This window comes from Nocardia sp. NPDC004582, assembly GCF_053602115.1.
Map to the genome: position 1 here is coordinate 1 of NZ_JBSGCY010000067.1, position 23,369 is coordinate 23,369.

22 protein-coding genes and 2 pseudogenes are annotated in these 23,369 nt (G+C 71.1%); 9 read left to right on the forward strand and 15 right to left on the reverse strand.

Translation table 11 applies throughout. The features are described from left to right. From ACWELJ_RS19435 to ACWELJ_RS19465, 7 genes and pseudogenes are all read right to left on the reverse strand, one after another. Positions 1-617, reverse strand: a pseudogene (locus ACWELJ_RS19435) (NADH-quinone oxidoreductase subunit N); the annotation flags it as partial. A 19-nt stretch (positions 618-636) separates the two neighbouring features. Next, complete coding sequence (locus tag ACWELJ_RS19440) at positions 637-2,133, reverse strand: complex I subunit 4 family protein (protein WP_452367533.1); 1,497 nt, start codon at positions 2,131-2,133, stop codon at positions 637-639. Positions 2,134-2,161: 28 nt separating this feature from the next. After that, positions 2,162-4,063: an NADH-quinone oxidoreductase subunit 5 family protein gene (locus tag ACWELJ_RS19445; protein WP_452367534.1), complete on the reverse strand. Its 1,902-nt coding sequence runs from the start codon at positions 4,061-4,063 to the stop codon at positions 2,162-2,164. Between the two features lie 4 nt (positions 4,064-4,067). Beyond that, a complete protein-coding gene (gene nuoK, locus ACWELJ_RS19450; protein WP_452367535.1) occupies positions 4,068-4,370 on the reverse strand; it encodes an NADH-quinone oxidoreductase subunit NuoK in 303 nt (100 codons plus the stop codon). After that, positions 4,367-4,930, reverse strand: a complete 564-nt coding sequence (locus tag ACWELJ_RS19455) for an NADH-quinone oxidoreductase subunit J (protein ID WP_452367536.1) — start codon at positions 4,928-4,930, stop codon at positions 4,367-4,369. Before ACWELJ_RS19455 ends, nuoK begins: the two co-directional genes overlap by 4 nt. A gap of 16 nt (positions 4,931-4,946) precedes the next feature. Further along, a complete protein-coding gene (locus ACWELJ_RS19460; RefSeq protein ID WP_452367537.1) occupies positions 4,947-5,867 on the reverse strand; it encodes a complex I subunit 1 family protein in 921 nt (306 codons plus the stop codon). Beyond that, a complete protein-coding gene (locus ACWELJ_RS19465) occupies positions 5,860-6,705 on the reverse strand; it encodes a hypothetical protein (protein ID WP_452367538.1) in 846 nt (281 codons plus the stop codon). The genes ACWELJ_RS19460 and ACWELJ_RS19465 overlap by 8 nt, the downstream gene beginning before the upstream one ends. 54 nt (positions 6,706-6,759) lie before the next feature. Between ACWELJ_RS19465 and ACWELJ_RS19470 the strand changes: the two genes are divergently transcribed. Continuing rightward, on the forward strand, positions 6,760-7,134 hold the full coding sequence (locus tag ACWELJ_RS19470) for a hypothetical protein (RefSeq protein WP_452367539.1): 375 nt from the start codon (positions 6,760-6,762) through the stop codon (positions 7,132-7,134). 290 nt (positions 7,135-7,424) lie between these two features. Here ACWELJ_RS19470 and ACWELJ_RS19475 read toward each other — a convergent pair whose 3' ends face one another. From ACWELJ_RS19475 to ACWELJ_RS19495, 5 genes are all read right to left on the reverse strand, one after another. After that, positions 7,425-7,766, reverse strand: coding sequence for an NADH-quinone oxidoreductase subunit A (locus ACWELJ_RS19475; protein ID WP_452367540.1), 342 nt, complete (start codon positions 7,764-7,766; stop codon positions 7,425-7,427). Between the two features lie 226 nt (positions 7,767-7,992). Next, positions 7,993-8,571, reverse strand: a complete 579-nt coding sequence (locus ACWELJ_RS19480; RefSeq protein WP_452367541.1) for a hydrolase — start codon at positions 8,569-8,571, stop codon at positions 7,993-7,995. Between the two features lie 33 nt (positions 8,572-8,604). Next, complete coding sequence (locus ACWELJ_RS19485; protein ID WP_452367542.1) at positions 8,605-9,060, reverse strand: MarR family winged helix-turn-helix transcriptional regulator; 456 nt, start codon at positions 9,058-9,060, stop codon at positions 8,605-8,607. Positions 9,061-9,097: 37 nt separating this feature from the next. After that, entirely contained in the window at positions 9,098-10,129 is a 1,032-nt protein-coding gene (locus tag ACWELJ_RS19490; RefSeq protein ID WP_452367543.1) for an alpha/beta hydrolase, read from the reverse strand. A gap of 58 nt (positions 10,130-10,187) precedes the next feature. Beyond that, entirely contained in the window at positions 10,188-11,018 is an 831-nt protein-coding gene (locus ACWELJ_RS19495; RefSeq protein WP_452367544.1) for a helix-turn-helix domain-containing protein, read from the reverse strand. Between the two features lie 123 nt (positions 11,019-11,141). Between ACWELJ_RS19495 and ACWELJ_RS19500 the strand changes: the two genes are divergently transcribed. The 6 genes from ACWELJ_RS19500 (at position 11,142) to ACWELJ_RS19525 (ending at position 16,018) form a co-directional block, all read left to right on the forward strand. Next, positions 11,142-11,627 carry a methylated-DNA--[protein]-cysteine S-methyltransferase gene (locus ACWELJ_RS19500; RefSeq protein ID WP_452367545.1) on the forward strand — a complete coding sequence of 162 codons (486 nt, stop codon included), beginning with the start codon at positions 11,142-11,144 and terminating at the stop codon, positions 11,625-11,627. Continuing rightward, positions 11,627-12,346 carry a 2OG-Fe(II) oxygenase gene (locus tag ACWELJ_RS19505; protein WP_452367546.1) on the forward strand — a complete coding sequence of 240 codons (720 nt, stop codon included), beginning with the start codon at positions 11,627-11,629 and terminating at the stop codon, positions 12,344-12,346. The genes ACWELJ_RS19500 and ACWELJ_RS19505 overlap by 1 nt, the downstream gene beginning before the upstream one ends. Before the next feature lie 2 nt (positions 12,347-12,348). Beyond that, positions 12,349-12,645: an Ada metal-binding domain-containing protein gene (locus ACWELJ_RS19510; protein ID WP_452367547.1), complete on the forward strand. Its 297-nt coding sequence runs from the start codon at positions 12,349-12,351 to the stop codon at positions 12,643-12,645. Between the two features lie 153 nt (positions 12,646-12,798). Further along, entirely contained in the window at positions 12,799-13,455 is a 657-nt protein-coding gene (locus ACWELJ_RS19515; RefSeq protein ID WP_452367548.1) for a TetR/AcrR family transcriptional regulator, read from the forward strand. 150 nt (positions 13,456-13,605) lie between these two features. Next, positions 13,606-14,667, forward strand: coding sequence for an esterase/lipase family protein (locus tag ACWELJ_RS19520; protein WP_452367549.1), 1,062 nt, complete (start codon positions 13,606-13,608; stop codon positions 14,665-14,667). 25 nt (positions 14,668-14,692) lie between these two features. Continuing rightward, a complete protein-coding gene (locus tag ACWELJ_RS19525; RefSeq protein WP_452367550.1) occupies positions 14,693-16,018 on the forward strand; it encodes a lipase family protein in 1,326 nt (441 codons plus the stop codon). On the opposite strand, the gene ACWELJ_RS19530 is transcribed toward ACWELJ_RS19525, so the two are convergent. Both ACWELJ_RS19530 and ACWELJ_RS19535 read right to left on the reverse strand, forming a co-directional pair. Further along, the gene (locus ACWELJ_RS19530) at positions 15,949-17,208 is read right to left on the reverse strand and encodes a PucR family transcriptional regulator (RefSeq protein ID WP_452367551.1); all 1,260 of its coding nucleotides are present in this window, start codon (positions 17,206-17,208) and stop codon (positions 15,949-15,951) included. The genes ACWELJ_RS19525 and ACWELJ_RS19530 overlap by 70 nt on opposite strands. Positions 17,209-17,394: 186 nt before the next feature. After that, positions 17,395-18,570 (reverse strand): epoxide hydrolase family protein, encoded by a 1,176-nt coding sequence (locus ACWELJ_RS19535; RefSeq protein WP_452367552.1) that lies wholly within the window; start codon positions 18,568-18,570, stop codon positions 17,395-17,397. 100 nt (positions 18,571-18,670) lie between these two features. Here ACWELJ_RS19535 and ACWELJ_RS19540 point away from each other — a divergent pair, with 100 nt between their 5' ends. After that, positions 18,671-21,856 (forward strand): helix-turn-helix transcriptional regulator, encoded by a 3,186-nt coding sequence (locus ACWELJ_RS19540; RefSeq protein ID WP_452367553.1) that lies wholly within the window; start codon positions 18,671-18,673, stop codon positions 21,854-21,856. A gap of 3 nt (positions 21,857-21,859) precedes the next feature. On the opposite strand, the pseudogene ACWELJ_RS19545 reads toward ACWELJ_RS19540, so the two are convergent. Next, a pseudogene (locus ACWELJ_RS19545) lies at positions 21,860-22,810 on the reverse strand (sigma-70 family RNA polymerase sigma factor); the annotation flags it as partial. A gap of 141 nt (positions 22,811-22,951) precedes the next feature. On the opposite strand from ACWELJ_RS19545, the gene ACWELJ_RS19550 reads away from it, so the two are divergent. Then, positions 22,952-23,356, forward strand: a complete 405-nt coding sequence (locus ACWELJ_RS19550) for an SgcJ/EcaC family oxidoreductase (protein ID WP_452367554.1) — start codon at positions 22,952-22,954, stop codon at positions 23,354-23,356. The last annotated feature ends 13 nt before the right edge of the window (positions 23,357-23,369 follow it).

Below are 23,369 nucleotides of genomic sequence, written 5' to 3' on the forward strand. Positions count from 1 at the left end.
ATCCCCAGCGCCGCGCGCGGGGCGGCGGCGGACGCCTGCGCGAGCATCGGATAGGCGGTCGCGCCGCCCGCGCCCAGGACCAGGACCGCGCCGAAGAGCATGGTGGTGCCGAACAACGCGCCGAACAGGTAGAACTTCAGGGCCGCCTCGGTGCCCAGGGCGTCCTTGCCGAATCCGGTGAGGGCGTAGAGCGGAATGCTGGCCAGCAGGTAGGCGCTGACGAGAATGAGCAGGTCGGTGGCTCCGGCGAGCAGGATCGTGCCGACGCCGCTCAGGGTGAGCAGCACGATGAACTCCGATTCCCGTGCGGCGGACCGGGTTCCGGGCATCGACAGGGCCAGCAGGATCAGCAGGGAGGCCGCGACGGTCACGCGCACGGCATGGGTGCCGACGTCGATGCCGTAGCTGCCGTCGAAGATGGTTTTCGCCGGGTCGTTCCAGACCGTCACCGTGGCGACGATCGCGGTCACCGCCCCCGCCGCGGCCAGCAGGCGCACCGGCCACTGCCGGGTTCGGGGCAGGAAGGAACCCAGGACCAGTCCCAGGACCGCGGAAAGCGCCAGGGCCGCTTCGGGAATCAGGGTGAGCAGGTCCCGCACCATCATGTCCTCGGACATCGGCCCCATCCCGCCCATATCAGCGCACCACCAGGGCGGCGAGGCCGCGGGCGGCGGGCTCGATGACGTCCAGCAGCACGCGCGGCGCGATGCCGATCGCCACCGACAGCACCATCAGCGGGATGATCGAGACCGCCTCGGGCGCGGTGAAATCGGTGAAGCTCGCCTCCGTGCGCGGGACGCCGAGGAACAGGCGCTGATAGGCACGCAACAGCAGCGCCGCCGTGATGAGGATGCCCGGCAAGGCCAGCGCCGTGAACACCGGTGCGGGAGCGAAGGATCCGACGAAGATCTGGAATTCGGCGATGAATCCCGAGAAGCCCGGCAGACCCAGCGAGGCGAAGAACGCGGCCGCGGTGACAGCGGCGAAAACCGGTGCCTGCCCGGCGATTCCGCCGAAGGCGTCCAGTTCGTAGGTGTGGCGGCGTTCGTAGAGGACGCCGGCGAGCAGGAACAACGCACCGGTGATCAGACCGTGGCTGACCATCTGCGTGACCGCGCCGGTGATCGCGAGGGTGCGCGCGTGCTCCGAGTTTCCCGCCACCAGGCCCGCCGCGCCGACCGCCAGCACCACGTAACCCATGTGATTGACCGAGGTGTAGGCGATCATGCGTTTGACATTGCGCTGCGCCATCGCCACGAGCGCTCCGTAGAGCACGCTGATCACGCCGATGACCACGAGCACCAGGGCGTATCGCCGCCACGGCGCGGGCAGCAGCGGCATGGCGATCCGCAGGAAACCGTAGGTGCCCAGTTTGAGCAGCACGCCCGCCAGGATGGCCGAGCCCTCGGCGGGGGCCTCGGTGTGCGCGAGCGGCAACCAGGTGTGGAACGGGAACGCGGGCGTCTTGATCGCCAGGCCCAGCACGATGGCCGCCAGCGCCAGCGCGCCGCGAGCCGTCCTGCCCGCCAGCGGATTCGCCGCCGTCAACTCGACGAGGTCGAAGGTGTGCGGGTCGGCGGCCAGGTACAGCACGATGAAACCCAGCAGCAGGGCCAGCGAGCCGATGAAGGTGTAGAGGAAGAATTGCAGCGCCGCCTGCCGGGCCCGCTCGTGACCCCAGCCGTTGATGACGAAATACATGCCGACGATCGTCAGATCGAAGAACACGAAGAACAGCACCAGGTCCAGCGAGACGAATACGCCCAGGCACACCGACTCCAGGAACAGGAACAGGGCCGCGAACCAGCGCAGCCGATCCGCGCGCCGCCAGGCGTAGCACGCGCAGGCCAGGAACAGCACGGTGGTGAGCGAGACCAGCGGGAGGCTCAGGCCGTCGACGCCGATGTGGTAGCCGGAGCGCAGCGTGGGGATCCAGGTGTGGTGCGCCTCGTAGGCGAATTCGCCCGCAGCGGGCGGGTTCCGGGTGAATCCGATCCACAGCGCCACCGTCAGCGCGACCTCGGCGATGCCGACCCCCACCCACGCGGCGCGGACGACGCCGTCGCCCAGCCGGGGCACGGCGAGCAACGCAGTGCCCGCCAGCAGCGGCAGGAACACCAGAACGCTGAGCACGTTCACCTCGTCTCTCGTCGGGTCGGGGTCACCGCAGCACCATCAGCACGACCGCCAGCAGCATCAGGCCGACCACCGCCTGCGCGTAGTACTGGTGCACCAGACCGGTTTCCGGGCGGCGCGCCCAGCGGCCCAGATCGCGGGAGGCGGTGGCGATGCCCGACACCGTGGCCTCGATCGCGCCCTCGACGCGGCGGTCGACGGTAAGGGCGGCGGACAGGCCGGCGGTCGCGGCGCGCCGGATGCCGTGGGCGAGCACGCGATCGTCGAAGACCGCGAGCAGGTTCGCGAGCGTGAGAGCCGGTGTGGCCACCAGTGTCCGGGCGGCGGCCTCCAGACCGAGCCAGTTCGCCAGCGCGGCGGGGGCGGGCAAGTCACCGCCGCGGCGGATCAGAATGGCGACGACGGCCACCGTCAGGACCGCGACCGCACCCGACAGGGCGAGTTCGGGCCAGGCCACGGCCGGGGCCGTGCCGGCGTGCACGATGTCGGCGAACCGGTCGTGCACGCGGGGCGCGACGGCGACGCCGCCCGCGATGACGGCGGTCGCCAAGGCGGTCAGCGGCAGCCACTGTGCGGGACTCACGACCCGGGTGCCGGGTTCCTCGGTGTCCCAGTCCTTCTCGCTGTCCGAGTCTCGCGGCAGCCACACCAGGGTGAGGGCGCGGGCGGCATAGACCGCTCCCAGGATGGCGGCGGCGAAACCGGCCACATAGAGGGGAGCTGAGGCTTCACCGGACACCGCGAGCACGGCGTCCTTCGTCGGCCACAGGGCGAACGGCGGGACGCCCGCCAGACCCAGCGCGCCGATCGTGAAAGGCACGCCCACCAGGGGATACGCGCGGGCAGCGCCACGCAATCCAGCGAGCTGCTTGGTGCCCAGGGCGGTCAGCCACGCGCCCGCGGCCAGGAACAACAGGCTCTTCACCGCCGCGTGCGCGACCAGATGACCACTGCCCGCGGCGATTCCGCCGCCGTCGGCCGCCCCGTCGGCGGCCGCCCGCGCGACCATCGCTCCCGATCCGGCGGCCAGCACCATCAACCCGACCTGGGCGCAGGTGGAGGCGGCGAGCAGCTGCTTGAGATCCCGCTGGCACACCGCGACCGCGCCGAGCGCCACCGCCGTCAGCGCACCCGTCCACGCGGTCACCGGCCCGGCCCAGCCGGTCGAGGCCAGCAGCGGTTCCAGCCGGAGGAGCAGGTACGCGCCCGCCGCGACCATGGTCGCCGAATGCAGCAGAGCCGACACCGGACTCGGGCCCGCCATGGCCCGCGACAACCAGAAGCTGAACGGCAGCTGCGCCGACTTGCCCAGCGCCGCCAGCACGATGCCCGCCGCCGCGGCGTCACGCCAGCCGTCCGGCAGGGCGGGCATGGCGTCCAGCGCGAGGGTCGCCGAACCACCCGCGAGCGTCGCGCCGGCCGCCAGGTACATGCCGAGATCACCGGTGCGGGTGGTCAGGAACGCCACCAGGCCCGAGGCCGCGCGCTGCTCGTCGCGCCAATGAAAACCGATGAGGGCGTAGGAGGCCGCGCCCATGAGCTCCCAGGCGAACAACAGGGTGAGCAGGTTCTGCGCGGTCACGGTGGCGAGCATGGCGGCGGCGAACATCAGCATCAGCCCGTGGAATCGGGCCCGGGCCTCGTGCGCGGCGAGCTCACCCGCAGCGAACAGCAGGACGCAGAGGACGACCGCGGCGACGGTGACGATCAGGACCGCCGACAGTCCGCCCACGCCCAGGAGGACCGGTGCACCAGCCAGGAACGGGGCCGAAACCTCCTGACGGTGCACGGCATTCGCGACAGCCAATCCCAGTGTCGCCGCGGCGACCGTCACCGCCGCCGCGGGCGCGATCCGGTCCGCGCGGCGGCCGCACAGCAACAGGGCGGCGCCGCCCAGGGTCGGAGCCGCGATCAGCCACCACAGCACCGGCTCAGCCCTTCAGATCCGCGGCCGAGTCGACCATGTCGACGTCGCGGGCCCGGAAGATGGCCGTGGTCACCGCGAATCCCGCCGCCATCTCCACCGCCATGGCGGTCACCGCGACCAGCACCAGGACCTGGGCGTCGGCGGTGGGCCGGGCGAAGTACCAGAACGCGGCCGCGGCCACGATGATCGCGTTGGTCATGAGCTCCAGGCCCATCATGATCATCACGATGGACTGCTGGGACAGCACGCCGAACAGTCCGACACTGAACAGGGCGGCCGCGAGGACCAGGAATTCGGGCAGATTCACCGGCCGACTCCTCCTTCGACGGGATCGTCGGGGACGCGGCGGTCGAGGCGATCGCCGAAGCGGTCGTAGCGGCCGCGCTGGGTGGCCAGCACCACCATGGCCACGATCGTGGTGAACAGCACCAGGCCGACGATGATCATCACCAGCATCTTGGAACCCATGATCGCCTCGCCCAGCGACGCGGTCGGGTCGGCCGGGAGGGGACGGTCGCGGGTGGGCCAGTCGACCAGCAGCGCCACCGCGGTCAACGCGGCGAACACGGTGGCCGAGATGGCCAGGGCCCCGGTGCGGTTGTGCACCATGGTCATGGGCATCAGGCCCGCGGGGTTCATCATGTACATGATCATGAAGACCACCATGATCAGCATTTCCATGATCATCATGAGGATGATCAGGACACCCAGATAGGCCAGATCCACCAGCAGCACCGTGCCCGCCACGAACCCGAACGACAGCAGCAGCGCGAAGGTCGCGCGAGCCATGGAATCCACTCGGAACACCGCGATCCCGGACGCCACCGCGCCCACCGCGCACAGCCAGAAGATCACCGGGGACCACATGTCGCGTCCTCCCGTCTCACAACGCCAGGACCGAAACGACCAGGGCCTGCGCCAGAATCAGTGGCAGCAGCACGATCCACGCGACCTCCATGTAGCGCGACATGCGCAGCGCGGGCCCGCGCCGCCCCGCCCACAGCAGCACCGCCAGCACGGCCACCGTCTTCACCAGCGACCACAACCAGCCCGGCAGCCACGGACCCGCGCCGCCGCCCAGGAACAGCGGCACCGACATGGCCGCCGCCGCGATGAAAAGCGCCCGGCGGGACAGGGTCACGAGCAGCCGATCCGGACCCGACAACTCGGCCACCACACCGCCGGCGATATCCCGTCCCAACGCGGTGGTGAACGGCGGGCTGAACGACATCGCGGGCACCGACAGCAGATAGACGACGAACGCCACCGGCATGGTCACCACGAACCAGCGATCCTGCTGCGCGGCAACGATATCGGCGATACTCAGCGAGCCGGCCGCGACCGCCGCGCAGATCAGCGCGAACATGTGCGGCAACTCGTAAGCCAGCCCCTGCGCGACGAACCGATACCCGCCGACCAGCGAGAACACCGAATTCGCACCCCAACCGGCCAGCCACACCGCCGCCCAGGACCCGATCTCGAGGGTATTGAACCAGGCCAGGCTCACCGGGGAATCCAGCACCACGCGATCACCGATCGGAACCAGCGCCGCCGCCCCGACCGCGGCCACCAGCAGGACGAATCCCGAAGACCGCCACAGCAAGACGTCCGCCGCGACCATTCGCCGCCGCTGCTGCACGAGTAACAATGCCGCCGACCGCAGCGGCCCGAGAGCCGCGACGGCGGTATCCGCGCCGGAGGCCCGGGCCCGGGCCAACGCGTCCGCGGTCTCCACGCCCCACACCAGGATCAGTACCAGCGGCGGCAGCGCCGCGGCCAGCCACCACGGCGCGAGCTCAACCATGCGCCACCCCCATACCGGCCGCATCCCACACGGCCACATCGACATCCACCCCGAGGCCCGCCACGATCAACCGTGCCTCCCCCAATTCCGCACCCGTCAGCAGCCGCGGCAGATTGTCGACGATCCACCGGTTCCGCGCCCGCTCGGCGGCGACGAATCCCGCTGACTCCGAGGTGAAATCCGCGACCCGCCCACCCCCGACCGCCTCGGCCATCCGCGCCAGCAGCCGATCATGGGCGTCACCGACCAACCCCGCCGGCACCCCCTCGCCCCCGCCGATCCGTCCGACATCCCGCAACGACCACCGCAGCACCCGGGACCGCGTAACCCGTCGCGCCCACCGATCCAGCCCCGCGTCGACCGCGAACAGATTGCTGTCCAACGACTCCTGCGAGGGATCCATCGATCCGTGCCCGTGCCCGTGCCCGTGCCCGTGCTGAGGCCGGGCCGCGCCGGGACTCCCTGATCCGGCGAGCGCCTGATCGCGGAACCGCCGCCCCGCGGCCGCGGCGTCCTCCCACCCGGTCACCGCCAGCAATGTCGCCACCACATCCAACGCCCGCGCCGCCCGCCACCCCCGCAATTCCCGTTCCGGCACCGCCTCCCCGCGCTCGGCGCGCAACCACGGACCGAGCCAGTACGGCGCACTCCCACGAGCCGCCCCCAACACCGAAACCGTCGCTCCCGTAACCACATCCCCCTGCAACCGCGCCCGCACCACCAGCCCGCCCGGCCAATCCACCAGCACCGGCCCCAGCGGAACCGTCAGCACGTCCAGCGCCAGCCCATCCCGATCGGCCTCCCGATCCGCCATCACCAACCCACCCGGCAATGCCATCCCGCCCCCATGCCCGCCGTGCGCCCCATGCCCACTGTGATTCGTCTGTCGCCCGTGAGCGCCGTGGTCCATTCGGCCGCCGTGTGCGCCCTGATCCATGTCGCCATCGGGTGCGCCGTGATCCTCGTGGTCTGCGCGATCCCCGTGCGCGCCATGGTCTTCGGCCTCACCCATCGCCGTCACGTGTCCAGGGTGCGTGTCGGGCATATCGTGTGCGGCGTGCTGTTGGTGGGAGGCGTGCTCGTCGTACTCCGCATGCGTACCGTGGTCGGCCACGTCCACGGACGTCATCTGGCCCTGGTGTTCGCCGTGCCCGCCCATTTCCATGGAGTGGCCGGAGTGTTCACCATGGGTAGCGCGCTCGGCGTGGGTTGCGGGTCCGCTGTCCGGAGGGCGTTCACTGTGCGCGTCCGGTGGTGCCGCGCGTAGCGATCGCAGGTCTGTCGCCGCTGTGGCGAGCGCAGCCGCGGCCGCGCTCGGGTCCGTGATGTCGATCCGTAGTCGCGGCAGTGGCATCGCCGCGTGGATTCGCCCCACCGCCGCCTCGAACTCGTGCCCGCCAGCGCCGGCGACGACCAGAACGTCTGCGGCAGCGGGGCTTTCGGCCGATCGCCACCCGCGCTCGCGCATCGCCCGCTCGATCGCGAGCCGAGTCTCCGTGCCCCCGGGCGCGACCGCGACCAGCGGCACCACCGCGATCCGTCGCCGAAGCCATCCGCTCAGGTCCACCGCAGCGCCCCTTCCCGCCACGCGTACAGCACCGCGACCATGAGTACCGCCAGGAATCCGAACATCTCCATCACCGCCGAGGCTCCGATCTCGCCCACGACGACCGCCCACGGATACATGAACGCCATTTCCATATCGAACGCCAGGAAGATCATCGTGATCGTGTACCAGCGCACATGAAATCGCGACACGGCGTGTTCGATGGCCGCGGCCCCCGACAGATAGGGCATCCGTTCGACGGCTTCGGGCGCAACCCGCACCGCCCGAGCCCCCGCGAACAGAACCCCGGCCGACACCGCCACCACACCGATCAGAACAGCCAGATTCGCCATCACGCGCCCGACCACCTTCCGTGCCCGTCGCGAAGCAGACTACTAGCCGACTACGTAGTTGGCTGGTATTGACGACGAGCCGATCCGGCTCGGCCCAGGGTCGACGCGATGCGCGGACAGCGCCCGAGCGCCGGATGGATCCGAACAGGCCGAACAGGATTCCGATGGTGACCTGTCAGGCATGCCTCCGGGAATCAGGACCGGGAGGCGTCGACACCGGCGGCGCTCACTCGGCCGGAAGCGCGGCGAGGATTTCCTCGGTGGTGGCGGTGACGCCCAGGCGGGGGAAGATCTTCTCCATCGAGTGGGTGTGGGAGGCGGTGTCGCGGTCGGAGGTGGCGTCGGTGGCGATGACGACGTGATAGGCGTGCTCGTGGGCGGCGCGGGCGGTGGATTCGACGCCGATGCTGGTGGCGATGCCGCCCAGGACGATGGTGGTGATGCCGCGGCGGCGGAGCTGGACGTCGAGGTCGGTGCCGTGGAAGGCGCCCCACTGATGCTTGGTGATCCGGATGTCGGCGGGGTGCGGGTCGAGGTCGGGGAGGATCTCGTCCCAGCCCGCGGGTGGGGTGAAGGCGCCGGCGGGTTGCATGGTGCGGCCGGGCGGCAGATCGGAACCGTCGGGGGAGAAGGAGACTCGGACCAGGACCACGGGCAGGCCCGCCGCACGGAAGGCCTTGGCGAGGGCCGCGGAGCGAGCGACCACCTCGTCGGTGCTGTGCGGCTGGGTGGGGGCGGCCACGATGCCACGTTGCAGGTCGATGAGGACCAGCGCGGATTTCGGGTCCAGGAGGGTGTCCGTCACAGGGGAATCCTTCGGTGGGAGTGGGGAATCGGGTCAGTCCTCGACCAAGCGGGACAGCAGTGGGATCACGGCGATCAGTGAATCCTGTTCGGCGGGAGAGAGTTTGGTGGTGATGGCGGTCGCCAGCCAGTCCTCCTTGGCATGGTGGGCCAGGCGCAGGAGGCGTTCCCCCTCGGCCGACAGGGACAGCAGGATCTGTCGTTGATCGGTGGGGTGCGGGGACCGCGAGACCAGGCCGCGGTCCCCGAGGGCGGCCAATGTGGTGCGCATGGACTGCGGTCGCACCTGCTCGGCGCGGGCCAGGTCGGCGACCGACAGCGGGCCTTCCTGGCCGAGGCGGCTCAACGCCACCGCCTGCGAGGGTGTCATATCGAAACCGGCTCGCGCGGAACGCAGCCGGCGCAGTAGGCGGCCGGCCACCACGCGGAGTTCGCTCGCGGCGGCGGCGGTGACCTCGGCCGACGGCTCGGCCTTTCCGTTCGAACTCACCCTTTCAGGGTGGCATAGGGTAGGAAGACTTGCAAGTTTACCTGTCGAGTTTGGTGGGGGCGGTGATCGAGCCGGACAGGCGGGCGCGGAGGAAGTCGGTGATGTCGGCGCGGGCCGCCGTGGCTTGCGGTACCAGGCCGGGCATGGCGATGAAGGCGTGGGTCGCGCCCGGGTATTCCGACACCTGGACGGGGATGCCGAACTCGCGCAGCCGGTCGGCGTAGCGGCGGCCCTGGTCGGCGAGGGGGTCGAGGGTCGGGATCACCACGAGGGCGGGCGGCTGGCCGGTGAGGTCGGCGTACAGCGGCGAGACCGGTCGCGGGTCCGCGCCCGGCGGGACGGCCAAGCGCCGGAACAGTCTCAGGCGCGCCAGATTCAATGTCGGGGTCTCGGCGTAGCGCGTCATCGTCGGGTAGTCGACCATGGTGTCGGTCAGATCGCAGGCCGGATTGATCAGCACCTGCGCCAGCAGGGGCAGCCCGGTCGCGGCGGCTCGGATCGCGGTCAGGGCGCTGATCAGGGCGCCGCCGCTCTCGCCCGCGAGAATCACGCGCGCCGGGTCGATTCCCCAGTCGGTGGAGTGATCCAGGATGTGCCGCAACACATCCCAGTCGTCGTCGACGGCGGCGGACAGTGGGGTGTCCTGCGCGATCAGGCGATGCTCGACGGAGACGACGACGGCGGGCAGCTTCGCGGCGAGATGGCTGTTGCCCCAGTCGCATTGGGCCGCGGTGCCCGCGAACCCGCCGCCGTGCACCTGCAGGACGAGCGGGAGGGCGGCCGCGCGCGCTCCGGCCGGACGGTATACGCGGATCGGTACCGCCCGGTCGGGGAAGGTCACCCGCTGCCATTCGATGCTGACGCCGCGTGTCGGAGCCCCGGTGACCAGTACTCGTATGACCTTCGAACCCGCCAGCCGATTCGCCCCCTCCACGTGGGCGGTCAGCTCCTCGGGCGTCAGGGCCTCCCAATCCGGGTCCTTGCGCAACGCGTGCAGGATGCGAATTCGGCGCGGCGGCCGGTCGAACGTGCCCGGCCGGGTCTGGGAATCACCGTGGTGTCTGAACATGGATTCCAGCATCGGCGGGCCGCGCGGGGATGTATTGAAGAAATGTTCCCGCTCGCGCCTAGCGCGTGCCTGCCCACGCGACCGGGTCGACCGCCAGCCACGGCGCGTCCGCGAGGGCCGTCGGTGTCAGTCGCGCGAAGGTCATCGTCTCCCGGCTGAAATGCGATTGATCGGCGTACCCGCTCTCCGCCGATACCCGCGCGGCGCTGCTCCCCGCGGCGAGCCGGTGCGTGGCGTCGTCGAATCGGACCAGTTGCGCGGCCCGCTTGGGTGTCAGGCCGATCTGGGACCGGAAGCGCGACCACAATCGCTTGCGACTCCACCCGATCTCGTCGGCCAGCGCCTCGACGCGAATCCGCCCGCCGCTCAGCGTGATTCGCCGCCAGGCGTAGCTCACCTCCGGATCGACGGCGGGTCCGCTCCGGTGCCGCGCGGTCAACGCGTCGTCCAGGATCGCGAATCGCCGGTCCCAGGAACGGGTCTCGTGCATGCGCTCCCGCAGCAGCGCGACCTCGGGCCCCCACAGCTCGTCGAGCCCGATCACGCCGCCGGCCGCCTCGGGTGAGCCGCCCAGCGTCGCGTAGGCCACCACGGGCGACAGCCGCACCTGCAGCAGATCCACGGTCTGCGCCTGCCCGTACACCCCGATCGGGCACAGGCCCACGACCCCGCTACCCGAGGCCCGGCTTCCGCCGGCATCCTCGACCATCGCCATGTCCCCGAGGTCGACGAACATCGTCACGGCCGGGAACGGCACCACCGGCAGATCGACCGGGCTCGACGCGCGCGCCCGGAACCCGGCCATGCTGACCCCGGGGCAGCGGCCCGGCAGCGTCGGCACGGTGACATCCACCAAGGTCCCGGCGACAATGACCCTATCGGCAGCCATCACCCCATGGTACGAGCCGCCCGCCCGGAGGCCGGAAACGCGATGGCCGATTCCCGCCGGTCATCGGTGATCGGCTGCGCCAGAGTGAAAGGACAAGCGAACGAGACGACGCAGGAGGAAGCGATGAGCGTGTACACGACGATGGCCAGCCCGGTCGGTGAGCTGCTGCTCGCGGGCGAGCGGCGCGGGACCGGAGTGGAGCTGACCGCGGTGTCGATGGCGGGCGGCAAAAGCCTGCTGGTGGAGGGCGACTGGGAGGCCGACGCGGATGCCTTCGCCGAGGTGGTCGACCAGCTGACCGCCTACTTCGCCGGGGAACGTGACAGTTTCGACCTCCGGATGGGCGGCCGGGGCACCGATTTCCAACGCCGGGTCTGGCAGGCCCTCGACGAGATCCCCTACGGCGCCACCGTCACCTACGGGGAGATCGCGAACCGGATCGGCGCTTCGCGGGCCGCGGTGCGCGCGGTGGGCTCGGCCATCGGGGCCAACCCACTGCTCATCGTGCGGCCCTGCCATCGCGTGATCGGGGCCGACGGGTCGCTGACCGGCTACGCCGGGGGCGTCGAACGCAAGCAGCTGCTGCTGGAGCTCGAGCGGGCCGCGTGATGACCGCCGTCATCCGGAGCGTCGCGGCCGGGGTCGCCGAGCAGGACTGGGCGGCCCTGGCCGGTGCGCTCGACGCCTACGGACACGCCCTCACCGGGCCACTGCTCTCCGCCGGCGAATGCCGCACGCTCGCGAACCTTTACGACGTGGACCACCACTTCCGGTCGACGGTCGACATGGCCCGGCACCGGTTCGGCTCGGGCGAGTACCGGTATTTCACCCACGACCTGCCCGAGCCCGTGGCGGCCTTGCGCGCCGCCCTCTATCCGATGCTGCTGCCCATCGCCCGGGATTGGGCCGCCCGGCTGGGACGGCCCGGCACCTGGCCCGACCGGCTCGAGGACTGGATCGCCCAGTGCCATCGGGCGGGGCAGACCAAGGGCTCGCAGATCCTGCTGCGCTACGGACCCGGCGACTGGAACGCCCTGCACCGGGACCTGTTCGGGGACATGGTGTTTCCGCTCCAGGTCGTGATCGGGCTGGATGCCCCCGGCGTGGATTACACCGGCGGCGAGTTCCTCATGGTGGAGCAGCGGCCGCGCGCCCAATCCCGCGGCGCGGCAATGGCCTTGCCGCAGGGCCACGGTCTCGTCTTCACCACCCGCGACCGTCCCGTCCGCGGCGCCCGGGGCTGGTCGGCCGCGCCCATGCGGCACGGTGTCAGCCTGGTGCGATCCGGGCGACGGCGCACCCTCGGCCTCGTCTTCCACGACGCCTGACCATGCGCGAGAGCGTGCGCGACAGTGAGGCCGTGCGTGACGGGCGGTACACGCTGCTCGACGCGGACGGCCGCCCGTACCGCAGCCGCACACCGGGCGTTCTCGGCGGTCACCGCCGCATGAAGATCTACGGTCGCCTCGACTGTCCGGCGGCCCTGCGTGCCCTGGCCCGCGGTGGCTATGTGTCCCATCGCGTCTTCTTCGCCGACGAGCCGACCGCTGTGGCCGCCGGTTACCGCCCGTGCGCGGCGTGTTCCCGAGCGGCCTACCGGGAGTGGCGTGCTCATCGGGCCGGGTGAGTCGTCCATCTCGCCCGGCAATCAAGACCGGTCGGTACCTATACGCTGGACCCCATGCTTGCCACGATCGCCCGACCGGGAATCACGGAAGAACCACTGTGGCATTGGCCCGACCGTTAGTCGCTCGGTGACGTGGAAACCTATTCTGGGGACGTGAGTGTGGAAACCATCGGTGAACCGGGACCCCTGCCGCGTGGCCGGCACGGGCTGACCCGCGAGCAGGTGGAGGCCTCGCAATACCGGCGCCTGTGCACCGCCGTGCTGGAAGCGGTGGGCGAGCTCGGCTTCGCGGCCACCACCGTCGCCGATATCGTGACCCGCGCGCAGGTGGCGCGCCGCACGTTCTACGCCGTCTTCGGCGGCAAGGACGAATGTTTCGCCGCCGCCTACGATCTCGCCGTCGGCGCCGCACTGGAACAACTGCAGGACACCGTCACCGGGCTCGAAGGGGTGACCTTCGCCGATCGGGTGCGGATCTCCTTCGAGATCTATCTCGGCTTCCTCGCCGTCCAGCCGGGCGCGGCCCGCGCGCTGTACGTCGAAACCCTCGCGGCCGGACCGGGACTGGTGGCCCACCGGCTGCGCGTGCACGACCGATTCGCCGACTACATCATGGCGGTGGCGCAGGTCGGGGTCCGCGACGGCGATCTGGCGGCCGAACCGGACCGGGAAATGGTGGACATGCTGCTCGGCGGGATCGACGACCGGGTGCGCGCCTGCCTGCACACCAAGGGCGCCCAGGCGCTGCCGGAACTGGTGCCGCTGTTCACCCGCACCGCCGTCACCATCGCGAGCACGCCCGCCTCCTGACCGCTGTTCCCCGCCACAATCCCCGGGCGGCCCCGGCCGCGCCCGCTGTCACCTGGCACAACGCCGGTGACACCGGCGGCGGCCCGCTCCTACGGTCGCAAGTGAATTCGACGCGTTCGGTCGGGTTCGCCGGACAGCAGGGGAGAGTTCATGAGGCCGACCATCCGTACCCGCGGCAGCGCCGTGTTCGCCACCGTCACCGCGCTCGCCGTGGCCTTCGCCACCGGCGTGGCCGGCTCCGAACCCGCGGCCGCGCCCGATGCCGGGAGCTCCTCGGGCTCGGCGGTGGTCAGCACCGCCACCGACACGGTGGGCGTGGGTCCGGAGATGTCGGCCTTTCTGGCCGCTTTCGCCTACGGCCTGACCCACCCGGACGCCGCGCCGCCGGGCGCCAACGACTGGAACTGCAAGCCGAGCGCCGAACATCCGCGCCCGGTGGTGCTGGTGCACGGCACCTGGCTCAACACCTACGACAGTTTCGCGTTCCTGTCGCCGCGGATCGCACGCGCCGGATTCTGTGTCTTCGCCTTCAATTTCGGGCGGGAGACGCCTCTCGGCGGTGGCGGGATCGGACCGATCCTGCCGGGCCGCTACGGCGTCGGGCCGATGGGGGATTCGGCGAAGCAGCTGGCGCGGTTCGTGGATCGCGTCCTGGCCGCCACCGGCGCGCCCGCGGTCGACGTGATCGCGCACTCCCAGGGTGGACCGGTCACCAGCCAGTACCTGAAATTCGAAGGCGGACAGGGCAAGGTCGGCAAGGTCGTCAGCTTCGGGGCGACCAGCCACGGCACCTCGCTGCTGGGCATCGCCACGCTGGGCCGGGTGATCACCGATCTCGGGCTGAACATCCTCGGCTTCTATCAGCCGTTGATCGGTCAGGCCAATACCGAGCAGGTCGTCGGCTCGCCGTTCTACGCCCGGCTCAATGCCGAGGGCGACACCGTGCCCGGGGTCGAGTACACCGCCGTCGGCACCCGCCACGACGAGATCTCCAACCCCTACGAATGGACCTTCCTCACCCCCGGCCCCGAGGCGAGCGTGGAAAACATCACGCTGCAACAGGATTGTCCCGAGGACGTCTCCGATCACCTGACCATCATGTACTCGCCGCGGGCGGCGTCGATCGCCCTGCGCGCCCTCGACCCGGCCGCGCATCCGGCCCTGGTCTGCACCTTCAATCCCTGGATGATCGGCGGCAGCGGCCACATCTAGCCGCTGCGGTACGGAAAGGACGACGATGACGATCGGCGATGCGATCGAAACGAGCAGTGCCACAACAGAACCGGAGGAGGTTGGCGGGATCCCGCTGTTGCCGGGGGAGGATCCGTTCTATCGATCGCCGATCGACCCGGCGTCCGTCGCGCCGGGCGCCATCCTGCGGTCGCGGCCGGTGCGGCTGGCCCTGTTCGGACGCATTCCGCAGCGCGTGCGCGCCTGGCAACTGCTCTACCGCAGCACCGATCTCGACGGCGCGCCCGAGGCGGCGGTCACCACGGTGCTCCTGCCCTGGGACGCCGACCCGGCCGCGGACCGGCCGCTGGTGTCGTTCCAGTGCGCGATCGACGCGGTCGCCCCGAAGTGCTTTCCCTCCTACGCTTTACGGCACCGCGCCCGCGCACTCGGCGCCATCCCGCAGGTGGAGTTCCCGCTCATCGCCGCCGCCCTGGCCCGCGGCTGGGCGGTGTCGGTGCCTGATCACGAAGGCCAGGGCGGACACTTCGGGGCGGCCCGCGAACCCGGCCACCGCGCGCTGGACGGCCTGCGCGCGGCTCTGCGCTTCGAGCCACTGGGCTTGGGCCCGCGGACCCGAATCGGATTGTGGGGCTACTCCGGTGGCGGCCTGGCCAGCGCGTGGGCCGCCGAGCTGGCGGCGAGCTACGCGCCCGAACTCGATATCGCCGGCGCGGTCGCGGGCTCGCCGGTGGGTGATCCGGCGGCGGCGTTCGTCCGGCTCAACGGCTCGCCCTTCGCGGGTTTCGCCATGGTGTTCACCTCCGGCCTGCGCCGCGCCTACCCGCGGCTCGACGACTGTGTGCGCGGTCTGGTGTCGGAGGAGTACCTGCGGCTGCTCGACGACGCCGAATCCATCGCCACCTTCCCGCTGCTGGCCCGCTACGCCGGGCGAAACGCCAACCGGCACATTCGCGGTGGCCTCGGCGCGCTGCTGACCCGCCCCGAGATGCGGGCCGTCCTCGACGACATCCGCCCCGGCGCCCAGGCTCCCGCCATGCCGCTGCTGGTCGTGCAGGGCGTCAACGACGAGGTGATCGCGGTCGCCGACGTCGACGCCCACGTACGGCGCTACCACGACCGTGGAGCCCACGTGCGCTACCTGCGCGACCGGCTCAGCACTCACCTGCCATTGCAGTTCATCGCCATTCCGGTGATGGTGGACTGGCTGGCCGACCGCCTCGCCGATCGCCCGCTGCCGCCGTCGGAGGTGCGCACGGTGTGGTCGGTGGCCGCCTCCCGGCGCGCCGTGCGCGAGCACGGTCACTTGGCGGCGCTGGTGGCGACCATGGTGTCGGGCCGCCCGATCCGCACCCGATCGGACTTGCGATAACTGCGCGCCACCAGCGCCGACCGCAGATACCACAGTCCCGACGGCTGCGCCGGATCGAAACCGGTCAGCTGCCCGATCCGCTTGAGCCGGTTGTCGACGGTATTGGTGTGCACGCCCAGCAAGCGCGCCGTATGCCGTCGGCTCAGGTCGTTGCCGATATGGCGGCGCAGGGTTTCCAGCAGTTCGGGATGCGCGTCCAGCGGATCGAGCAGCGTGCCCAGGTATTCGCGCGCGGGGCCGGGACGGGTCAGCTGGTACTCCATGGCCAGGTCGTCGAAACGGTGCAGGCCGGGCGCGCATTCCAGGCGATGCACCATATCGAGCAGTTCGTGCGCCTGCTCGGCGGCGTCGGGGATGCGCGGCGTCTCGGTGTGGATCACCGTCGCGGTGACCGGAACCTGTGCGGCCGTGGACAATCCGGCGATCAGCTCGGCCAGCTCGCCGGGGCTCGCGGCGGTGGCGGGCAGCAGCACGGTGCCGCCGTCGGCGCTGAGCAGCGACAGCGCCCGGCCGTCGCCGCGGCGGGCCAGCTCGGACTGGATGCGCCGTAGCTTGCGGCGCGCCACCACCTCGCCGTCCACGCGGGTGTCGGATTCCCCCGGATGCGGCGGAATGCTCAGGGCCAGCACGTGATACGACTCGTCGATCTCGATGCCGCCCGCGCGCGCCATGGTGGAGGCGGGATGCCCGGCCAGCAGCGCGGAGGCCACGGTGTGCACGGCCGTGTGGTGTTCGGCCACCACCGCGCGGTGCTCACGCACATAGGCCACCGCGAAGGTCGAGTCCACCATGGCCAGCACCTCGAACAGGCGGCGCGCGGTCACCGCGAGCCGGGCGTAGTCCTCGGGGCCGGTGGCGTCGACGATGAGATCGAAGCCCAGGGCGAAACCGTCGTGCACCGCCCGGTGGATGGTGCCGATCGGAATGCCCTCGCGCGCCCAGTCCGCGCCCGCGCGTTGCAGCCGTTCGATCTTGGCGCTCACATCGCGGCCCTCGAGCACGCCGGCGGCGAGTTCGAGGGCGGTGCGGGTGACGGTGGTGACCTCACCGCGCAGCGCGTCCCCGGGCAGGGTGCCGCAGCGGGCCACGTGTTCGGCGAAATGCGCGACCAGGGCGGCCGAGAGACCGCGCGCGTCGCGCAGGGGTCCGGAAATCGGTGCGGCCGTGAGGGGTTGCGTTGCCTTGATCATGCGCGGTGCCTCCACAGCAGTCTGGGAACGCTGGCGTTCCTACTGGACCGTAACTGTAGCCGGGGTCACGTTTCGCGGCAATACGCGTGACCGGTCCGCACAACGGCGAATACCGCACTGCGCGTTGGGGCGACAGCGCGGTCATCGCGGCGGCGGTGTGGGCGAAGGTGTCTCGCCGCTGCTGGATCAGCTGGTCAGGCCGGCGAAGAACGCCCGGATGTCACCCGCCAGCAGTTCGGGCACCTCCAGTGCGGGGAAGTGACCGCCGGAGTAGAACTCCGACCAGTGCACGACATGGTGGGCTTTCTCCGCGAATGGCCGAATCGCGTAGTCGCCGTTGGCGAATACCGCGATACCGGTCGGCACCGTGCCCTTCGGCTTGGGCATGAACATGGTGTGGTCGTGGAAGCGCTCGAAGTAGTAGTCGGCGACGCTGCGCGCGGTGTCGGTGAGCCAGTAGACGGCCACGGTGGTCAGCATCCGGTCGCGGTCGATGGCCTGCTCGGGCAGCTCGTGACTCGCGTCGGTCCACTCCTGGTACTTCTCCACGATCCAGCCCAGCTGTCCCACGGGCGAATCCGCCAGCAGCTGGGCCAGCGTGTGCGGGCGCGAACCCGCCAGGTTCATGTACGCCGAGCCGTCGTCCTGGAACCGCTGCATCCCCGCCAGCCGCCGCTGATCGGACTCGGTGAGCGCGGCCATATCGGCCGGATCGCCGGTCGGGAACGTGACCAGGGCGTTGACGTGCACACCGATCACGTGCTCGGCGTGCTCGCGGGCCAGGCGCGGGGCCACGAACGCGCCGTGGTCGCCGCCCTGCACGCCGTAGCGGTCGTAGCCCAGCCGCGCCATCAGCTCGGCCAGGGCGGCGGCGACTTTGCCGTCGTGCCAGCCGGTTTCGGTGAGCGGGCCGGAGAAGCCGTGACCGGGCAGGGTCGGGATGACCAGGTGGAAGGCTGGGGCGGCGGGGTCGCCGTGGGCGGCCGGATCGGTCAGCGGGCCGATCAGATCGAGGAAGTCGGCGGGGGTCCCGGGCCAGCCGTGGATCAGCAGCAGCGGGGTCGCGTCCGGGCGGGCCGAGCGGATGTGGAGGAAGTGCAGGCGCTGGCCGTCGACGACGGTGGTGAATTGCGGGTGCGCGTTGAGGGCGGTCTCCACCGCGCGCCAATCGAACTTCTCGGCCCAGTAGGCGGCGAGCTCGCGCAGGTAGGCGGTCGGCACGCCGCGCTCCCAGCCGGTGCCGGGGACCTTGTCGATCCAGCGGGTGCGGGTCAGGCGGTCGCGGAGGTCGTCGAGGGCGGCCTGCGGGATGTCGACGCGGAAGGGGTGGATGGCGGTGTCGCGGTTCTCGGTGTCGCTCATGCCATCGAGTTTTCCGATAAAGACCCGGTGGCCACATCACGACAATTCGTTATTCTGTGTCCGGGCTGGGCGAAATGCGAAGGTGCGGCATGATCGTGGCGTGGTGAGTTTCCCCGGCAGCAGTGTCCTGGTCGGTCGGGCCGCGGAGGTGTCCGCGGTGCTCGAGGCGGTCGGCGACGCCGGCACGCAGACCGTGCTCATCGCGGGCGAGGCCGGGATCGGGAAATCCCGGCTGGTCGCGGAGTGCACCGAGCGACTCGGCGGCGACGCGCTGGTACTGCTCGGCCGATGCCCCGAACTCGGCGCCGCGGGTGTCGCCTACGCACCCTTCCTGACCGTGCTGCGCGGACTCGTCAAACGACTCGGCGGCGAGACCGTGGCGACGCAGCTGCCGCCGCATCCCGCGCTCGCCAACTGGCTGCCGCAGCTGGCCGTCCACACCGGCGGCGCCGCCCCCGAGGCCGATCGGATCCGGCTGTTCGGCGAAATCCTCACGCTGCTGGAGCAATTGGCGATGGCGCGGCCGGTGGTGCTGGTGCTCGAGGACCTGCACTGGGCCGACGACGCCAGCCGGGAGCTGCTCACCTTCCTGGCCGCCAATCTCGCCGACGCCAATGCCCTGCTGGTGGGCACCTACCGGCCGGGCGAGGCCGGACCGCTGCGCGGACTGGTCGCCGAACTGCGCCGCAACCCGGGCGTGCGCGTGCTCGAACTGCATCCGCTGACCCGGCACGAGGTCGGCCGCCAGCTCGCCGCGCTGCTCGGGCGCGAACCCGGAACCGAGCTCAGCACCAAGGTTTTCGACCGCAGCGGCGGCAACCCGCTGTTCGTCGAGGCGCTGGGCCAATGCCCCGACGAACTCCCCGCCGACCTCGCCGACCTGCTTCTCGGATTCCAGACCGGTCTGTCCGCGCAGGCGCTCGCCGTGGTCGACCCCGCCGCCGTCCTCGGCTCCCCGATCCACCACGACCTCCTCGCCGCCACCGTCGACCTACCCCCGGACGAACTGCCCGGCGCCCTGCGTGAACTCGTCGACCGGCATCTACTGCTCACCACCGACACCGGCTACGAGTTCCGCCACGGCCTCATCCGCCAGGCCATCTACGACCACCTGCTCCCCATCGAGCGCACCCGCCTGCACGCCCGCGCCGCCGCGGCCCTGCACACCCGCGGCGATGCCCTCGACTCCGAATCCCGCGCCGACCTGGCCCGCCACGCCCGCGCCGCCGGCGACCTCGACACCGCCCTGCGCGCCTACTGGTCCGCCATCGCCGGAGTCCCCGCCACCCACCCCGAACGCCTCCGCCTGCTCGAACAAATCCTCGCCCTCTGGGACCGAGTCCCCGCCCCCGCTGAAATCCTCCCCACCACCAAACTGTCCGTCCTGGAACAGATCGTCGACGTCGCCATCGCTTGCGGCGCCACCGAACGCGGCATCGCCGCCGCCGACGCGGCCCTGGCGGTGCTCGCCCCCGCCACAGCCGCCGCCCCCGCCCCGCTGCCCGTATGGAGTCAGGACGACGACCCGGTCGGCGAGCGTCCGCCAGTACATCTGGACGACGGGACCGTATCCGGCGTGTCCGGCGAAATCGACTATGCCGGCGCCGATCCCGAGCGGTCCGCCCGGATGTACCGGCGGCGGGCCTACCTGCGTGCGACCACCGGGGCCGGCCCGGGAGCGGACCTCGACCGAGCGCTGGCCCTCATGGCTGGGACGCCGGACAGCGTGGAACGAGCTGAGGCGCTGGTGCAGTCGGCGGCCGCACGCGTCTTCCAGGGCGACGCCGCGGGGTCGGCGGCCCATGCGCGCGAGGCACTGGCCATCGCGCGCCGACTCGGCGCTGACGCATTGGTGGCGCGAGCGCACGCACACCTGGGACTGGCCGGAGCGGCCGCCGCCGGCGGCTCCTTGGACTCGGATCTGGACGAGGACGTGCCACCGGGCGGAAATGGCCTGGCACAGCGGAGTTCGCCAACCGGCGACAGCGGGCACGGGGGAAAGGCTGCGCAGTCAAGGGGAGACGGGCTGGTCGCGGATATCGCATGGACCGGGGGAGGGGCCGGGGCCGACCAGGGTGGGCGCATTGGCGGAGGGGCCAATGAAACAGATTGGGCGCTGGAGCATTTCGCGCGGGCGCATCGGGCAGCCGCTCTCGCGGGGGATGCGCGGATCGTGGTGGATGTGGCCACGTGGGAGTCGGCGGTGTTGGTGGGGGCGGGGCGGTATGAGGCGGCGATCGCGGCGGTGCGGCAGGGGTTGCGGGCGGCGCACGAGTCGTTTCGGTTCGCGGAGTCGGCGCCGATCCTGTTCGTGAAGTGGGCGCAGGCGCTGGCGGCGCTGGGGCGGTGGGACGAGGCTCGGGCGGTGGTCGATGAGGTGCAGCTCGAGCAGGTGCCGCCGTTGAGCCGGGCGGCATTGCTGGTGTGTTTCGGGCGGATCTCGTTGGCCACCGGGGATTTCGGGGCGGCGCGCGAAGATGCCGTCGCGGCCGGGCGGTTGCTGGGCGACAGCCGGTGGGCCGCGCAGTACCGGCTCGAACTGGCGGCGTTGAACTGCACGCTGGCGTTGGTGGGCGACGACGAGGCTGCGGCGGCGACGGAGTTGATCCGGGTGCTCGAAGGCGGCGACGGGGCCGGGACCATGTTCGCGCATCCGCACGAGGCGTGGCCGCTGGTGGTGCTCGGCGCTCGAATCACCGGAGCGCCACCGGAATTGCTGGCTCTGGGGGACACGCTGCCCACGGCGTCGCCGGTGGATGCGGCTCAGCGCGCGGCGTTCACCGCACACCTGGCGGGCACCGCGGCCCGTTGGTCGGAGGCGGTCGCGGCCTGGCGCGGCGTCGGTCGGCCCTACGATGTGGCCATCGCCCTGCTGGGTCTCGCGGAATCGGCTGCGGCCGAAGGGAATCGGGTAGCGGCGGCAGCGGCGCTGCGGGAGTTGCTCGACATCGCCGCCGGATTGGACGCGGCCCCGCTGGCCGCGGCCGCCACGGCGGTGGCCGAGCGGGCTCGCCTGCCGCTCGACGGGTCGGCCGAGCGGACGCCGAAAGCCAAAGGCGGCAACATGTCCGGGCGCTACGGCCTGACTGCGCGCGAGCTGGACGTGCTGCACCTGGTCGCCAAGGGACTGAGCAATCGCGCACTGGCGGCGGAACTGTTCATCAGCGCCAATACCGCCGGCGTGCACGTCTCGCGGATTCTCACCAAGCTGGGCGTCGCCAGCCGGACCGAGGCCGCCGCCTTCGCGCACGAGCACGGCCTGCTGACGGCCGATGCGGACGACTGAGGCTCAGGGCAGCCGGGGCGGCATGCCGAACAGGTCGAAGATCTCGTCGAGCTGATAGACGATCAGATTGGTGATCAGACCGTCACGCACCGTGAAGACCTGCAGGGTGTGCCGCTCGTATCCGTCGCCGTCGCGGGAATACGCCGCCAGGCCGGGCTGGCCATTGGCCCACACCGGCTCCAGCCGCCAATCCGAGCCCTTCCACTCGAACACCCGCGCCATGAACCCGACATAGGCCGCGCGCCCCAGGTACCAATTGAGCATGGGCGGCATCTCCATGATCACGTCATGGGACAGCAGCTTCTCCAGGGCCGCCAGATCCGCGTTGCGGAAGGCGGTGACGTAGGTGTCCACCACGGCCCGCTGCTCGGCCCGCTCGGTCACCTCGTCCTCACGAATGCCGTTCTGGCCGAGGGTCTTCCGTGCCCGCTGCAAGGCGCTGTTCACGGCCGCCGGGGTCATGTCGAGGGCCCGCGCCACCTCCGCGGCGGGCCAGTCGAGCACCTCGCGCAGCACCAGCACCGCCCGCTGCCGCGCGGGCAACTGCTGCATGGCGGCGACCAGGGCGAGTCGCAGACTGCCCTGCGCCACGGCGGCATCGGACGGATCGCCGAGCAGAACATCCGGAATCGGTTGCAGCCATGGGATTTCCCCGCCGTGCACGAGTTCCGCGCGCGGATCGTCGCCGGGCGGGTGCCCGAGCCCGGACGGCATGGGCCGCCGCCCGCGCTGTTCGAGCGCGGTCAGGCAGGCATTGGTGGCGATCCGGTACAGCCACGTCCGCATCCCGGCCCGGGTCTCGTCGTAGCTGTCGCGGGAGCGCCAGGCCCGCAGATAGGTCTCCTGCACCAGATCCTCGGCGTCCTGCACCGACCCGAGCATGCGATAGCAGTGGGCCAGCAATTCGCGCCGATACCGGTCGGTGCGCGCCGCGAAGTCGGCGTCCGCCATGCTCTCACTCCTCGAAACCCGGCCCCCACCGGTCGAAACAGGGCCCTGCGGAACTTTCTACACCGCGAGCGATGAATCGGGCACACCCCGCCGGTAGGTACTCGTGAGCCGCCACACCGGGCGGCCGCCGACCGAGGAGTGACCATGAACGACACCGCCGTCCGCGAGACCACCGACCGCGACGCCGTCCTGACCGTCCTGAAGGACCTCTACGTCGCCTGGGCCGCCAATGACGCCGACGCCTTCGTCGCCGACTACGACCCCGACGCCACCTCGATCCTGCCCGGCGTGTTCCGCAGGGGCCGCGCGGCGGTGCGGGACGGCATGGCGGCCGGATTCGCGGGCCCGCTGCGCGGTTCCACCGTCCTCGACGAAACGCGGCAAGTGCGGTTCCCGGCCCCGGACACCGCCGTGGTCGTCAGCCGCGCCGCCATTCTCATGGCCGGTGAGACCGAGGCCCCGGCCGACCGCTGGGTGCTCGCGACCTGGACCCTGGTCCGCCGCGAGGACCGCTGGCTGATCACGGCGTACCACAACTGCGCCGCCTGACCGCCGGAAAGAC

Bases quoted from the DNA above. Each gene is read 5' to 3' on its own strand.
- ACWELJ_RS19455 (WP_452367536.1), bottom strand. From the start codon at position 4,930: ATGTGGTCCCCGGTGATCTTCTGGCTGTGCGCGGTGGGCGCGGTGGCG.
- ACWELJ_RS19460 (WP_452367537.1), bottom strand. From the start codon at position 5,867: ATGGTTGAGCTCGCGCCGTGGTGGCTGGCCGCGGCGCTGCCGCCGCTG.
- ACWELJ_RS19465 (WP_452367538.1), bottom strand. From the start codon at position 6,705: ATGGCATTGCCGGGTGGGTTGGTGATGGCGGATCGGGAGGCCGATCGG.
- ACWELJ_RS19475 (WP_452367540.1), bottom strand. From the start codon at position 7,766: ATGGCGAATCTGGCTGTTCTGATCGGTGTGGTGGCGGTGTCGGCCGGG.
- ACWELJ_RS19490 (WP_452367543.1), bottom strand. From the start codon at position 10,129: ATGTTCAGACACCACGGTGATTCCCAGACCCGGCCGGGCACGTTCGAC.
- ACWELJ_RS19495 (WP_452367544.1), bottom strand. From the start codon at position 11,018: ATGGCTGCCGATAGGGTCATTGTCGCCGGGACCTTGGTGGATGTCACC.
- ACWELJ_RS19500 (WP_452367545.1), top strand. From the start codon at position 11,142: ATGAGCGTGTACACGACGATGGCCAGCCCGGTCGGTGAGCTGCTGCTC.
- ACWELJ_RS19505 (WP_452367546.1), top strand. From the start codon at position 11,627: ATGACCGCCGTCATCCGGAGCGTCGCGGCCGGGGTCGCCGAGCAGGAC.
- ACWELJ_RS19510 (WP_452367547.1), top strand. From the start codon at position 12,349: ATGCGCGAGAGCGTGCGCGACAGTGAGGCCGTGCGTGACGGGCGGTAC.
- ACWELJ_RS19520 (WP_452367549.1), top strand. From the start codon at position 13,606: ATGAGGCCGACCATCCGTACCCGCGGCAGCGCCGTGTTCGCCACCGTC.
- ACWELJ_RS19525 (WP_452367550.1), top strand. From the start codon at position 14,693: ATGACGATCGGCGATGCGATCGAAACGAGCAGTGCCACAACAGAACCG.
- ACWELJ_RS19530 (WP_452367551.1), bottom strand. From the start codon at position 17,208: ATGATCAAGGCAACGCAACCCCTCACGGCCGCACCGATTTCCGGACCC.
- ACWELJ_RS19535 (WP_452367552.1), bottom strand. From the start codon at position 18,570: ATGAGCGACACCGAGAACCGCGACACCGCCATCCACCCCTTCCGCGTC.
- ACWELJ_RS19550 (WP_452367554.1), top strand. From the start codon at position 22,952: ATGAACGACACCGCCGTCCGCGAGACCACCGACCGCGACGCCGTCCTG.